At 71.3% G+C, this 13,959-nt stretch carries 13 protein-coding genes; 8 read left to right on the top strand and 5 right to left on the bottom strand.

Annotated elements, in window-relative coordinates; genetic code table 11:
- Nucleotides 1-23: 23 nt before the first annotated feature.
- The 6 genes from K0817_RS13065 (at nucleotide 24) to aqpZ (ending at nucleotide 6,619) form a co-directional block, all read left to right on the top strand.
- A complete protein-coding gene (locus tag K0817_RS13065) occupies nucleotides 24-1,508 on the top strand; it encodes a glycerophosphoryl diester phosphodiesterase membrane domain-containing protein (protein WP_219981937.1) in 1,485 nt (494 codons plus the stop codon).
- Nucleotides 1,499-2,200 carry a DUF4129 domain-containing protein gene (locus tag K0817_RS13070; RefSeq protein ID WP_219981938.1) on the top strand — a complete coding sequence of 234 codons (702 nt, stop codon included), beginning with the start codon at nucleotides 1,499-1,501 and terminating at the stop codon, nucleotides 2,198-2,200. The genes K0817_RS13065 and K0817_RS13070 overlap by 10 nt, the downstream gene beginning before the upstream one ends.
- Nucleotides 2,197-3,390: a DUF4350 domain-containing protein gene (locus K0817_RS13075; RefSeq protein WP_219981939.1), complete on the top strand. Its 1,194-nt coding sequence runs from the start codon at nucleotides 2,197-2,199 to the stop codon at nucleotides 3,388-3,390. The genes K0817_RS13070 and K0817_RS13075 overlap by 4 nt, the downstream gene beginning before the upstream one ends.
- The gene (locus K0817_RS13080; RefSeq protein ID WP_219981940.1) at nucleotides 3,387-4,376 is read left to right on the top strand and encodes a MoxR family ATPase; all 990 of its coding nucleotides are present in this window, start codon (nucleotides 3,387-3,389) and stop codon (nucleotides 4,374-4,376) included. The genes K0817_RS13075 and K0817_RS13080 overlap by 4 nt, the downstream gene beginning before the upstream one ends.
- A gap of 5 nt (nucleotides 4,377-4,381) precedes the next feature.
- A complete protein-coding gene (locus K0817_RS13085) occupies nucleotides 4,382-5,683 on the top strand; it encodes a DUF58 domain-containing protein (protein ID WP_219981941.1) in 1,302 nt (433 codons plus the stop codon).
- Nucleotides 5,684-5,821: 138 nt separating this feature from the next.
- Nucleotides 5,822-6,619, top strand: coding sequence for an aquaporin Z (gene aqpZ, locus K0817_RS13090; protein ID WP_219981942.1), 798 nt, complete (start codon nucleotides 5,822-5,824; stop codon nucleotides 6,617-6,619).
- Nucleotides 6,620-6,691: 72 nt separating this feature from the next.
- Here the strand turns inward: aqpZ and katG are convergent, their stop codons facing one another.
- The 3 genes from katG to K0817_RS13105 form a co-directional block, all read right to left on the bottom strand.
- Nucleotides 6,692-9,004: a catalase/peroxidase HPI gene (gene katG / locus K0817_RS13095; RefSeq protein ID WP_219981943.1), complete on the bottom strand. Its 2,313-nt coding sequence runs from the start codon at nucleotides 9,002-9,004 to the stop codon at nucleotides 6,692-6,694.
- A gap of 40 nt (nucleotides 9,005-9,044) precedes the next feature.
- Nucleotides 9,045-9,509, bottom strand: a complete 465-nt coding sequence (locus tag K0817_RS13100; protein WP_219981944.1) for a Fur family transcriptional regulator — start codon at nucleotides 9,507-9,509, stop codon at nucleotides 9,045-9,047.
- A 170-nt stretch (nucleotides 9,510-9,679) separates the two neighbouring features.
- Entirely contained in the window at nucleotides 9,680-10,675 is a 996-nt protein-coding gene (locus tag K0817_RS13105) for a stage II sporulation protein M (protein ID WP_219981945.1), read from the bottom strand.
- A 16-nt stretch (nucleotides 10,676-10,691) separates the two neighbouring features.
- Between K0817_RS13105 and K0817_RS13110 the strand changes: the two genes are divergently transcribed.
- The gene (locus tag K0817_RS13110; protein WP_219981946.1) at nucleotides 10,692-11,537 is read left to right on the top strand and encodes an RDD family protein; all 846 of its coding nucleotides are present in this window, start codon (nucleotides 10,692-10,694) and stop codon (nucleotides 11,535-11,537) included.
- 27 nt (nucleotides 11,538-11,564) lie between these two features.
- On the opposite strand, the gene ahcY is transcribed toward K0817_RS13110, so the two are convergent.
- Nucleotides 11,565-13,052: an adenosylhomocysteinase gene (ahcY, locus tag K0817_RS13115; protein ID WP_219981998.1), complete on the bottom strand. Its 1,488-nt coding sequence runs from the start codon at nucleotides 13,050-13,052 to the stop codon at nucleotides 11,565-11,567.
- Between the two features lie 56 nt (nucleotides 13,053-13,108).
- Nucleotides 13,109-13,315 carry a DUF3499 family protein gene (locus K0817_RS13120; RefSeq protein WP_168912382.1) on the bottom strand — a complete coding sequence of 69 codons (207 nt, stop codon included), beginning with the start codon at nucleotides 13,313-13,315 and terminating at the stop codon, nucleotides 13,109-13,111.
- A 202-nt stretch (nucleotides 13,316-13,517) separates the two neighbouring features.
- On the opposite strand from K0817_RS13120, the gene K0817_RS13125 reads away from it, so the two are divergent.
- Entirely contained in the window at nucleotides 13,518-13,958 is a 441-nt protein-coding gene (locus K0817_RS13125) for a metallopeptidase family protein (RefSeq protein ID WP_219981947.1), read from the top strand.
- Nucleotide 13,959: the final 1 nt, after the last annotated feature.

Below are 13,959 nucleotides of genomic sequence, written 5' to 3' on the forward strand. Positions count from 1 at the left end.
GGCGCGACGGAGAGGGGAACACCGTGACCGCGTACCCGGCCTGGACGCCGGCATCCCGCCCGGGGATCATCCCGCTCCACCCACTGACGTTCGGCACGATCCTCGGCCGCTCGTTCGCCGCCCTGCGCCAGAATCCCCGCGTGCTGCTCGGCTTCGCGCTGATCGTGCAGACCCTGGCGTACCTCGTCGTGCTGGCGGCCGTGCTCGGCGTCTCGTTCGCGTCGTTCTCCCGCCTCGACACCCTGCAGCCCGGCACCGACGAGTACGAGACGGTGCTCGCCGGATCGATCGCCCTCACTGCCGTGACAGGCATCGTGCTCGGCCTCGCCGCCGGGGCCCTGAGCGTCATCGTGCAGGGCATCGTCGTGGTCGAGGTGACCCACGCCGCCCTCGCCGAGAAGCTCACACTCGGCCAGCTGTGGCGCCAGATCAAGCCCATCGTGTGGCGGCTCATCGGCTACTCGGTGCTCGTCATCCTGGCGATCATCGCGGTCATCGTGCTCGTGGTGCTCGGAATGATCGGCATCGCCGTCGTCGCCCCGCCGGCTGCGATCGTCCTCTCGATCCTGCTGATCCTCGCTGCGATTCCGCTGACGTGGTGGCTCATGATCAAGCTGCTGCTCGTACCGGCGACGATCATCATCGAGCACGCGACGATCGTTCAGGCGCTCAAGCGCTCGTGGACGCTCACGCGCGGGAGGTTCTGGCCTGCCCTGGGCATCATCCTCGTGATCTCGGTGATCTTCGGCGCCGTCGCGCAGGTGGTGAGCATTCCCCTTGGGTTCCTGTCGATGGGGCTGACGACCGTCATCGCGCCGACCGGGGACCCCGAGCCCAGTGCCATCATCGCGATCCTCGCCACCGGCCTGCTGACACAGGTGCTGACGCTGCTGCTGCAGTCTGTGGCGATCGTGGTGCAGGCCACGGCGACGGCCATCATCTACATCGACTGCCGCATGCGCCGCGAGGGACTCGACCTCGACCTGCTCACGTACATGGAGAAGCGGGATGCCGGAGCCGGGGACCTGGGCGACCCGTACCGCGAGCACATCGGCCGTGTCGTCGCGCCGCGCGGCTGGCCCACGGGTGCGTACGCGGCTCCCGGCGCCTACCCGGCACAGCCCCCGTACCCGGGGCAGCCTGCGTACCCGGGGCAGCCTGCGTACGCGGGGCAGGGCGCGTATCCGAGCCAGCCCGGCCATGCCGGGTCGCCCCCTCCCGGGCAGCCGCCGTACGCCACCCAGCCGCCGTACGCCACCCAGCCGCCGTACGCCACCCAGCCGCAGTATGCAGCACCGGCACCGGCTCCCGCTCCGGCACCGGCAACGGCTCCCGCTCCGGCACCGGCACAGCCTCCCGCTCCGGCGACAGCGGCACCGCAGGCTCCGGCCGCGCCAGCGGGTGACGCCGCGGCACCCGAAGCCGAGGACCAGGCTCCCGCGCCGACGGCATGGACCGCTCCGGGCGCCCCCTCCGACGGCACCGACCGACAGTCGCCGTGGGGCTGACCACCGCCGTGCCGGAGTTCGTGCGCGAGATCGTCCACCGCGCCGACGGCGTGCCGCCCCTCACACCGGATGGCGAGGAAGGGCGCGATTGGGCCGAGCGAGAGCTGTCCGACCCGGTCTACGACATCGCGGAGCCGACCCCGTTCGACCGCATCGCGCGCGCGATCGGCGACTTCATCGCATCGCTGCTCTCGCCCGAGGTCTCGGGCGGCTGGGCCTCGGCGTTCGCGGTCGTGGCGGCCGTCGTCGTGGTCGGGGTCATCGTCGCGGCGTTCCTGGTGTGGGGCCTGCCGCGCGCGACGCGGCGGGCACCCCGGTCGGCCCCCCTGCTGTTCGGAGAGAGCGAGCACCGCTCGGCGAGCGAGCTGCGCGCTGCCGCGGCGGCCCACGCGCGCGCCGGAGAGTGGGAGCCGGCCGTCGTCCTGCGGTTCCGGGCCCTCGCACGCGGATGCCTCGAGCGGGGGGTCGTCGACCCACCACCTGGTGCCACCGTCCACGGGTTCGCGCGCGCAGCGGCCGGCGCCTTCCCGCAGCACGCGGCCCGTCTCGAGGAGGCCGCGGCCGCTTTCGACGACGTTAGGTACTTGCGTCGTCCGGGCACGCCCGAGCTCTACCGGCTGGTCGCCGAGGTCGACGATGTGGTCGCGAGCTCGCGTCCGGCGGCGCGTGAGCGGCAGGAGGTGGCCTCGTGAGCGCCGCCGCGCCCGTCGAGGTCGAAACCGCCTCGCCGAGGCGCGGTCGCCGGGTCGCAGCGTGGATCGCGATCGGCGTCGCGCTCGTGGTGATCGGCGGCGTCGGCGCGGCGATCACGGCGGCGAACGAATGGGCCGCGCGCGGAGCGCTCGATCCCGCATCCGCGGGCCCGACAGGCACCCGTGCGATCGCCGAGATCCTCCGAGACCGCGGTGTCGAGGTCGAGATCGTGCGGGATCGGGATGCCGCGGCACGAGCGCTGTCCGACGGCACCGCGACGCTGATCCTGCCCGACACCCCCGCTCTGTCGGACGACGCGGTCGAGATGCTCGCCGCCGACGCCACCGACATCGTGCTCATCGACCCCCGGGCGCGGACGCTCGATCTCTTCCTGCCCGGTGCGAGCCCCGCCGGCGTCGCTCCTGTCGGAACGGTCGCTCCCGCGTGCGATCTCCCGGATGCCGAGCGCTCCGGCCCGGTCGAACCGGGCTCGATCTTCGATGTCGAAGACGCCGACGGCGTGACGGCGTGCTATCCCGTGGACGGGGGGCATGGTCTCCTCGTCGGCGCATACGGTGGCGATGGTCGAGTCACCGCCGTCGACGGCCGCGCGCTGTTCTCCAACGAGTATCTCGCCGACAACGGCAACGCCGCACTGGCGGCCAGCCTCATGGGACGCCATCCGCTCGTCGTCTGGTATGTGCCGGGCCTCGGCGACACCGACCTCGAGAACACCGACCCTTCGCTCGGCGAGCTCACGCCGCCGTGGGTGAGCCCGGTGATCGTCCTGCTGCTGATCGCGGGCCTCGCGGCGGGCATCTGGCGCGGCAGGCGCTTCGGCCCGCTCGTGGCCGAAAGGCTGCCGGTGATGGTGCGGGTATCGGAGACCACGGAGGGTCGGGCACGCCTGTACGCCCGTTCGCGCGACGCCGTCCACGCCGCGGATCAGCTGCGCCTCGGCGCCCTCGAGCGCCTCGCGCGACTGCTCGGGCTCGGCCCAGGGGCGTCCGCTCCCGAGATCGCCGACGCGGCAGCAGGACGCACCGGACTGGATCGCGGCGCCGTGCGCGGCATCCTGATAGAAGACATCCCACGCAGCGACGCCGACCTCGTCGAGCTGAGCGCCCGCCTCCGACACCTCGAGGACGCCGTGCATGCGGCCGTCCGCCCGGAAAGGAATCCGAGATGACCGACCCCTCCCCCGCGACGACGGTCGCACCCGATGATGCCGAGCTGCGCGAGGCGATGAATCGCGTCCGTGCCGAGGTGGGCAAGGCCGTCATCGGCCAGGACGGCACGGTGACGGGACTGCTCATCGCACTCCTTGCTCGGGGGCATGTGCTGCTGGAGGGTGTGCCGGGCGTCGCCAAGACGCTGCTCGTGCGCGCGTTCAGCACCGCGCTCGGGCTCGACACCAAGCGCGTGCAGTTCACGCCCGACCTGATGCCGGGCGACGTGTCGGGATCGCTCGTCTACGACGCGAAGACCGGCGAGTTCGAGTTCCGCGAGGGGCCCGTGTTCACGAACATCGTGCTGGCCGACGAGATCAACCGCACACCACCCAAGACGCAGGCGGCGCTCCTGGAGGCCATGGAGGAGCGGCAGGTGTCCTCTGACGGTGTCACGCGAGCCCTCCCCGACCCGTTCCTCGTCGCGGCGACCCAGAACCCGATCGAGCACGAGGGCACGTACACGCTGCCCGAGGCGCAACTGGATCGATTCCTGCTCAAGCTGGTCGTCGAGGTTCCGGCGCGCGAGGCCGAGCTCGCGGTGCTCCGCCGCCACGCGAGCGGGTTCGACCCCCGCGACCTCGCCGCCGCGGGCCTTGTGCGGGCGGCGACGGCCGATGAGATCCGCGCCGCGCAGCGGGCAGCGGCATCCGTCGCCGTCTCGGACGACGTGCTGGGCTACGTCGTCGATCTCGCGCAGGCCACGCGGCGCAGCCCGTCGGTGCAGCTCGGGGTCAGCCCGCGCGCGGCCACGGCGCTGCTCGCGGCCTCGAAGGCATGGGCATGGCTCGGCGGATATCCCGCGATCACGCCGGACCACGTGCAGACCATGCTGGTGCCGACGTGGCGCCACCGCATCCGTCTGCGGCCGGACGCCGAGCTCGAAGGTGTCTCGGTGGACGCGGTCCTCGGGTCCGTGCTGCAGCAGACTCGCGTCCCCATCTGACCTCGATGTACGTCACCGGTCGCGTCCCGCTCCTCGTCGCCCTCGGCGCGGTGCCCGTCGCGCTGCTCTCGATCGCCGGCGTGAACCCGTGGCTGAGCGCCGCGGCGTGGGCGTTGCTGTGCGCGGCGGCGACCCTCGCCGACGCTGCGGCAGCACCGGATCCGCGCCGCATCAGCATCGAGAGGAAGCTGCCCCGGCGGGTTCTGCTCGGGCAGCCCGTCCTGGCAGACATCGTGATCCGCAACGACGGCGCACGCACGCTGCGGGGTCGGTTCCGCGACGCGTGGCAGCCCACCGCCGGCGCCCCGACCGACCGGCCGGCGATCGTCATCCCACCCGGTGAGAGCCGGCGTTTCGGCATCCCGCTCCTCCCCCGCCGCCGCGGCGAGCTGGCCAGCCGCTTCGTCGTGGTGCGCTCCGACGGACCCCTGCGGCTCGCCGGACGACAGGCGCGCATCGACGCCCCCGGCACGATCCGCGTGCTGCCGCCGTTCACGGCGCGGCGCCACCTGCCCTCGCGCCTCGCGCGGCTGCGCGAACTCGACGGCAACACCAGCGTCCAGGTTCGCGGGCAGGGGACCGAGTTCGACAGCCTGCGCGAGTATGTCCGCGGCGATGACGTGCGCTCGATCGACTGGCGTGCGACGGCACGCGCGGGCACCACGATGCTGCGCACGTGGCGCCCCGAGCGCGACCGTCACGTCGTGATCGTGATCGACACCGGACGGACCGCGGCCGCTCGCGTCGCCGACGGCGTGCGGATGGATGCCGCGATGGAAGCGGCGCTGCTGCTCGCCGCGCTGGCGGCGCGGGCCGGCGACCACGTGCACCTGCTGATGTTCGACCGCGTCGTCCGCGCGCGGGTGACGCGCGTGGACGGACCCGGTCTGCTGCCCGCCCTGGTGGATGCGATGGCTCCGGTCGAGCCGCAACTGATCGACACGGACTGGGACGCCGCGTTCGCGCAGCTCGGCGCCCTCGCGTCGCGGCCATCGCTCGTGGTGCTGATGACGGCGCAGGATGCCGCCGAGGCGGCGCGCGGATTCCTCGGCTCGCTCAGCGCGCTCACGCAACGGGCGCACGTGCTGGTCGGGACCGTGACCGACGAGAAGCCCGTGCTCCCCGAGAGACCCGACGCTGCTGAGGTGTACCACGCCGCGGCCGTCGAGCGCTCGTCACGCGACGCCGCCATCGTCGCTGCGGCGATCGGCCGGGCAGGCGCCGAGGCGATCGCCGACACCCCGGAGGCCCTGCCCCCGAGGATCGCCGACCGTTACCTCGCGCTCAAGGCGGCCGGCCGCCTGTGACGTCGATCTCGGCGACGAATGCCTGAACAGCGAGTGAAACCTGGGAGCGATGGCGGGTAATCCGCGGACACTCCGCACGCGTTTCCTGGGAATCGTCTGAACATGCCGATACCCTCGCGACGAGGAAAGGAGTCCGCCATGTCGGATACCAACACCCTGCCGAGTACGGCGACCAAGCTCGTGGCTGAGGCACTGGGTACGTTTCTGCTCGTGCTCGGGGGCGTGGGCACTGCCCTGTTCGCTGCCTCGTTCCCCGCCGGGTCGGAGGGAAATCCGCTCGGCGTCGGCTTCGTGGGCGTCGCGCTGGCCTTCGGCCTGACGGTCCTGGTCGGCGCCTACGCGTGGGGTCCGGTCTCAGGCGGTCACTTCAACCCGGCCGTCACGCTGGGGCTCGCAGCATCCGGTCGCTTCGCGTGGAAGGACAGTGTCGGATACATCATCGCGCAGCTGATCGGCGGGGCGCTGGCCACCACCGTCATCGTGCTCATCGGCGTGTTCGGGCCCGACGGCTGGCTGGCCACCGCCCAGGACGGCGGGTTCGCCTCGAACGGGTTCGGCGAGCTGTCGCCCGGCGGGTTCGGGTTCTGGGCGGTCGTCGTCGCCGAGATCCTGCTGACGGCCATCTTCGTGCTGATCATCCTCGGTGTGACGCACCCCTCGCGCGGCACCGCCGCGCTGGCGCCGCTCGCGATCGGCCTGACGCTGACCCTCATCCACCTCATCTCGATCCCGATCGACAACACGTCGGTCAACCCCGCGCGATCGATCGCCGCGGCGATCTATGGCGGGGAGGGTCCGCTGTCGCAGGTATGGGTGTTCATCGTGTTCCCGATCATCGGCGGAATCCTCGGCGGCGTCCTGCACCGCGCGCTGTTCGAGGCGAAGGGCTCGGTGCCGCCGGCCCGCGCCGAGGCACGGGTTCCCGACGCCCGCTGACCCCACCACGACGCAGAGCGGCCCGCCCCGGAATCGGGGCGGGCCGCTCTCGTCGTTGCCGTCGGGACTCGCTCAGACCAGGTCGAAGCGGTCCAGTTCGGTGACCTTGCCCCATGCCTCGACGAAGTCGCGCACGAACTTCTCGTTCGCGTCGTCGCTGGCGTACACCTCGGCCACGGCGCGCAGCTCCGAGTTCGAGCCGAACAGCAGGTCGACACGCGTGCCCCGGCCGAAGACCTCGCCCGTGCCGTCTTCGGTCGCCTCGAACGCCTGCGAGCCCGGGTCCAGCGGCTTCCATGTCTTGCCGAGATCGAGCAGGTTCACGAAGAAGTCGTTCGTGAGCACGCCCGGCCGGTCGGTGAAGACGCCGTACTGCGCGCCGTCCCAGTTCGCACCGAGCACGCGCAGACCGCCGACGAGCACCGTCATCTCGGGCGCGCTGAGGGTCAGCAGGTTCGCCTTGTCGATGAGGTGGTGCTCCTGCGGCAGGAACGCCTTCGGACCGTAGTAGTTGCGGAATCCGTCGGCGACCGGCTCGAGGAAGTGGAACGACAGGGTGTCGGTCTGCTCCTGAGTGGCGTCGGTGCGGCCCGGATGGAAGACCACCTCGGCGTCGACACCGGCGGCCTTCGCCGCCTGCTCGACCGCCGCGTTGCCGGCGAGCACGATGAGGTCGGCCAGCGACACCTTCTTGCCGTCGGTGCGGCCCTCGTTGAACGACGCCTGGATGCCCTCCAGCGCCGACAGCACGGTGGCCAGCTCGGTCGGACGGTTGACCTGCCAGTCCTTCTGCGGCTCGAGGCGGATGCGGGCGCCGTTCACGCCGCCACGCTTGTCGCTGCCGCGGAAGGTGGATGCCGCCGCCCACGTGGTCGAGACGAGCTGAGCGGTCGTGAGCCCGGCGCCGAGGATCTGCGCCTTGAGGGCGGCTGCGTCGTCGGCGTCGATGAGCTCGTGGTCGACCGCGGGGACGCGGTCTTGCCAGATGAGCTCTTCCTGCGGAACCTCGGGGCCCAGGTAGCGCTCGATCGGACCCATGTCGCGGTGGGTCAGCTTGAACCATGCGCGGGCGAACGCGTCGGCGAACTCATCCGGGTGCTCGAGGAAGCGGCGCGTGATCTTCGCGTACTCGGGGTCGGTGCGCAGGGCGATGTCGCTCGTGAGCATGCGGGGCTCACGACGCTGCGCGGGGTCGTGCGCGAGCGGCACCATGTCGGCACCGGCGCCGTGCTTCGGGCGCCACTGATGACCGCCGGCGGGGCTCTCCATGAGCTCCCAGTCGTACGCGTACAGGATGTGCAGGAACTCGTTGTCCCAGCGCGTGGGGTGGTAGGTCCACGTCACCTCGAGGCCCGACGTGATGGTGTCGTCGCCCTTGCCCGAGGCGTGGTTGTTCTTCCAGCCCAGGCCCTGCTGCTCCAGACCGGCGGCCTCCGGGTTGTCTTCGACGTTCGTGTCGGGGGCGGCGCCGTGCGTCTTGCCGAAGGTGTGGCCACCGGCGATCAGCGCGACCGTCTCCTCATCGTTCATCGCCATCCGCCCGAAGGTCTCGCGGATGTCGCGCGCCGAGGCGAGCGGGTCGGGGTTGCCGTTGGGGCCCTCCGGATTGACGTAGATGAGACCCATCTGCACCGCTGCGAGCGGCTTCTCCAGCTCGCGATCCCCCGAGTAGCGGTCGTCGCCGAGCCATTCGGTCTCGGGACCCCAGTACACGTCGTCGTCCGGCTCCCACACGTCGGCGCGGCCGCCGCCGAAGCCCAGGGTCTTGAAGCCCATCGACTCGAGCGCGACGTTGCCGGCGAGGATCATGAGATCGGCCCACGACAGGCTCTGGCCGTACTTCTTCTTGACCGGCCACAGGACGCGGCGCGCCTTGTCGAGGTTGACGTTGTCGGGCCAGCTGTTCAGCGGCGCGAAGCGCTGCTGGCCGGCGCCGCCGCCGCCACGGCCGTCCGTGATGCGGTACGTGCCCGCGCTGTGCCACGCCATGCGGATCATGAGGGGACCGTAGTGACCGAAGTCGGCGGGCCACCACGGCTGCGAGGTGGTGAGGGTGGACTCGATGTCCTTCTTCACCTCGGCCAGGTCGAGCTTCTCGAAGGCCGCCTTGTAGTCGAAGTCCTCGCCGAGCGGATTCGCGACGGCGGGGTTCTTCGCGAGGATCTTGAGGTTCAGCTGGTTCGGCCACCACACGCGGTTGGCGCTGCCGGTGGTGGGGTGCGGCTGGCCGCCGTGGATCACGGGGCACGCGTCGGCGTCGTTCGGGCGGGGCCGGGTCTCGCCGTCGGCGCGCTCGTCGACGGGCGTGTCGATCGGCGTGACCGCCTGGTCGGCACCGCTCGCCTCTTCGCCGATCTCGGGGATCGTTTCGTTGCTGTCAGTCATGTCGTCCTTCCTTGACAGGTGGTCCGTGGGTCGTCAGAGATCAAGAGGCGGGGCGGGATGCCGCGGCCGTGGCGCACGAGGGGCACACACCCCAGAACGTCACCTCGGCGGAGTGCACGACGAAGCCGCGCGCGTCGGACGGCGTCAGGCACGGGGCATCCCCCGTCACGCAGTCCACGTCCTCGACGGCGCCGCACTCGGAGCACACCAGGTGATGGTGGTTGTCGTCGACGCGCAGCTCGAACAGTCCGGGCCTGCCAGCCGGCTCGATGCGCCGCACCAGCCCGGCGTCGACGAAGTCACCGAGCGCGTTGTACACCGATTGCAGGCTCGTGCCGGGGACCGTGCGCGCGACGACCTCGTACAGCTCGTCGGCGCTGGCGTGCGGCCGGCTGCCGAGTGCATCCACGACGGCTCGCCGGGGCTCGGTGACCCGCAGCCCCGCCCCGCGCAACCTCTCGACCGCGTCCGCGCTGTGCGCGTCGATCGCGGGGCTGCTCGTCATACCCCCAGCCTACCCGTTGTTTTGAGTCATTCAAAACAACTGCCGGTTCACTTGCCCTGAATGTACGTCGACGCGCCGGTATCGCGTACAAACAGGGCAAGTGAACGGGAGAGGGGCGCGACACGCGAGGGCGACGGATGCCGCGAGCTCAGCGGCGACGCGGGCTCACGCTAGCCCGCCACGAGAGTCGGCGTGCCGGCCTCGTACTCGGTGAGGTCGCCGGTCTCGCCCAGGCGGTGCGCCCGGCGACCCACGATCAGCATGTATGCCAGGAAGAGCCCGAGCGCCGTCGCCCCGATGCCGATCTTGAGCGGCCACGGCCAGGGCTGGGCGGTCACGAAGCCTTCGATGAGACCCGAGACGCCGAGCGCGATCACCAGGCCGATCGCGATCGTCGCCAGCGACCGGCCGGCCGCGGCGAGCGCTTCGCCGCGCGTGCGGGGACCGGGAGCCACCCACGCCCAGAAGATCTGCAGTCCCGCGGCGCCTGCGACGAAGATGCTCGTGAGCTCGAGCAGCCCGTGGGGCAGGATGTACAGCACGAAGACGTCGCCACGCTCGAACGCCACCATGACGGCCGCGGCGGTACCCACGCCCACCGCGTTCTGCACCAGGACCATGACCGGCCAGATCCCCGTCACGCCGAACAACACGCACTGTGCGGCGATCCAGGCGTTGTTGGTCCACACCGTGCCGGCGAAGACCGCGGCGGGGTTCTCGCTGTAGTAGTCGGTGAACTCGTTCTCGGCGTACTGCTCGAGCTGCGCGCGGCTGCCCAGGCTCGCCACGAGCGCGGGATCACCCGCCACCCACAGCGCCACCACCGTCGCGACGGCGACGAATCCGAGGGCGATCGCGAGAGTCAGCCAGCGCACGCGGTAGAGCGCGGCCGGCAGCTGCAGTACGAAGAATCGCGGAATCTGACGCAGGACGTTCTCCGGCGCCCCGGTCAGGCGCAACCGCGCCCGCGCGAGCATCGTCGAGATGTGGTCGCCCTGAACGCTGCGGCCGATCGAGGTCTTGGCATCGGCGAGGTCGGCCGATGCCGCCCGGTACCGGGCCACCAGCTCGTCGACCTCGGCGCCGGACAGCTGCCGCGAACGGCTCAGTTCGTCCAGGCGCGCCCACTCCGCTCGGCGAGCGGCGGTCAGCGCGTCGAGGTCCATGCGATTAACTGTAGCCATGGCCTCCGATCGCCCCGCCATCGTCGACATCCACCAGGACGAGGTACTCACCGGCGAAGCCGTCGCCCTCGACGTGCAGCCGCTCGGGTTCTTCATGCGCGCCCTCGGGGTGTTCATCGACATGCTGCTCGGCGTCGGGCTGATCCTGCTGTTCGTGTTCGTGACCTCGTGGCTGATCGGCCTCGGCGTGGTGAGCGAGGCGGTGTTCCCCATCCTCACGATCGTGGTCATCGTGCTCGTGACCGTCGTGGTCCCGACCGTCGTCGAGGCCACGACCCACGGCCGCAGCCTCGGCAAGCTCGCCGTCGGCGGCCGCATCGTCCGCACGGACGGCGGCGCCGCGGGGTTCCGTCACGCGTTCATCCGCGCGCTGGTCGGCGTCTTCGAGCTGTGGTTCACCATCGGCGCAGTCGCCGCTCTGGTGGGCGCCTTCACGCCCCGCTCGCAGCGTCTCGGCGACCTGCTGGCCGGCACCTACTCCGAACGCACCCGCACTCCGAAGCTGCCCGACCCGGCGCTCGGGGTCCCGCCGATGCTCGTCGAGTGGGCGGCGGTGGCCGACGTCGCCCGCCTGCCGGAGCGGCTGTCGCGGCGACTCGCGCAGTTCGCCCGGTCGGCCGCGAACATGGAGCCTTCGGCGCGCGCCCGAGTCGCGGCATCCCTCGCCGGCGAAGCCGCCGAGCACGTCTCACCGGTACCCGCGGTCGACCCCGAGACATTCCTCATCGCCGTCGTCGCGGTGCGCCGCGAGCGCGAGCTGCGCGCACTGCAGCTCGAGGCCGCCCGCACCGAGGCCCTCGCCGCCCCGGTGTCAGCCCCGCCGCGCGGCTTCCCCACCCGCTGACCCGAAGGGGCGCCCGCCGGCGAAACCTCAGTAGCGGTAGTGGTCGAGCTTGTAGGGACCCTCGACAGGGACGCCGATGTAGGCGGCCTGCTCGTCGGTGAGGGTCGTGAGCTCCACGCCGAGCGCCGCGAGGTGAAGGCGCGCGACCTTCTCGTCCAGCGTCTTCGGCAGGGTGTACACGCCGATGGGGTAGGCCTCGCGCTTGGTGAACAGCTCGATCTGGGCGAGCACCTGGTTCGTGAACGACGCGCTCATGACGAACGACGGATGCCCCGTGGCGTTGCCGAGGTTCATCAGGCGTCCCTCGCTGAGAACCAGCACGCTGCGGCCCGTGGGCAAGCGCCACTCGTGCACCTGGGGCTTGATCTCGACCCGTTCCGCTCCCGGAATCGCGGCGAGCCCGGCCATGTCGATCTCGTCGTCGAAGTGGCCGACGTTGGCGACGATCGCGAGGTGCTTGAGGGCGAGCAGGTGCTCGGCCGTGACGACACGCGTGTTGCCCGTGCCCGTCACGACGATGTCGACCTGGCCGGCCAGGTCATCGAGGCGCGCGACCTGGAACCCGTCCATCGCCGCCTGCAGGGCGCAGATGGGGTCGACCTCGCCGACGATCACGCGTGCGCCCTGTCCGCGCAGCGCCTCGGCGGCACCCTTGCCCACGTCTCCGTAGCCGGCGACGAACACGACCTTGCCGCCGATCAGCACGTCGGTGGCGCGGTTGAGGCCGTCGGGTAGGGAGTGGCGGATGCCGTAGGTGTTGTCGAACTTGGACTTGGTGACCGAGTCGTTGACGTTGATGGCGGGGAAGAGAAGATCCCCGGATGCCGCGAGCTCGTACAGGCGGTGGACGCCCGTGGTGGTCTCTTCCGTGACCCCGAGCAGCCCCGCCGCCATGCGGGTGAAGCGCTGCGGATCGCGGGCGAACGAAGCCCGCAGCGTGTCGAGGACGATGCGGTACTCGGCGGAGTCGTCGGCCGCGGCATCCGGAATCGACCCGGCCTTCTCGAACTCGACGCCCTTGTGCACCAGCAGGGTCGCGTCACCACCGTCGTCGAGGATCATGTTCGGACCGTCGAAGCCCTCGGCCGACCAGTCGAAGATGCGGTCGGCGAGGCGCCAGTACTCCTCGAGGGTCTCGCCCTTCCACGCGAACACCGGCACGCCCGCGGGCGCGTCCACGGTGCCTGCAGGACCCACCACGACCGCCGCGGCAGCCTCGTCCTGCGTCGAGAAGATGTTGCAGCTGGCCCAGCGCACCTGCGCACCCAGGGCCACGAGCGTCTCGATGAGCACCGCCGTCTGCACCGTCATGTGCAGCGACCCGGCGATGCGGGCGCCCTTCAGCGGCTGCGACGGGCCGAACTCCTCGCGCAGGGCCATGAGTCCCGGCATCTCGTTCTCGGCCAGCCGCAGCTGGTGCCGGCCCGCTTCGGCGAGCGAGAGGTCTGCGACCTCGTACTCGAAGGCTGAGACGGATGCCGCGGCGGGCGCGTTGGTCGGGTGAGCGCCGGTCATGGCAGCGGCAGTGGGGGTCGGCATCCGCCCATTCTCCCACGCGGAACCGGGTGGAGTCAGGCGCGCATCGTCTCGTGACGCACGACCACCCAGCCCTTGGGCACGGACAGTCGGTCGGTGTGGATGGCGCACAGGTCGTGGGCATGCGGATCGCCCACCGCACCGAGGGGGCCGAGGGCCGCCATCTGGTCGCCGTAGTCGTAGGTGAGGGTCGACACGGCCTCACGGGCACAGCCGACCTTGGAGCAGACTCTCTCGCGCATCGGGTCGACGCTACCGCCCGGCGCACCGCCGCGACGGATGCCGCGCCGCACGCTCCCCGTCCCGCCCGAGCCACGCGCCCCAGCCGCCGTCCCCTCGCCCATGCCGGCCGCCGAGACGTCGCGAACGGCCGGTGTGTCTCGCTGAGGACGGCCATTTGCGACGTCTCGGTACCGAGGAGTCCGACAGACCTAGGATGGGGGCATGGCTTGGCGTCGCACCCGGATGAGCGAGCGGGCCGTCCGGCGCGTCCCGCGCCACGGCCGCCACGGCCGCGAAGGCCGCAGCCCGGTGGTGCGCCCACCGCTCCCCCCGCTCGACACGCGGGTCGATCGCTTCGACATCGCGGTCGGCGCGGCGGCGGAGTTCCTGCGCTCGGCGTGGGACGACCTGCGCGACGTTCGGTTCGAAGTGGCCGACATGCCGGCCGCGACCGACGGTGACGGCATCCCGCGGTGGACGGTGCTGCGCGATGCCAAGCGCATCATCCTCTACCGGCTGCCTATCGAGCGGCTGAGCCATCTGCACCGCAACGACGAACTGCACCGCCGCATGATGATCGAGAGCGCGGTGTTCCGCGCGGCGGCCGAGTACCTCGACCGCGACCCGTGGGATCTCGGCCCGGAGCGCTTCCGCTTCTTCTGAC

Source organism: Microbacterium sp. HD4P20, assembly GCF_019449275.2.
Lineage (GTDB): Bacteria > Actinomycetota > Actinomycetes > Actinomycetales > Microbacteriaceae > Microbacterium.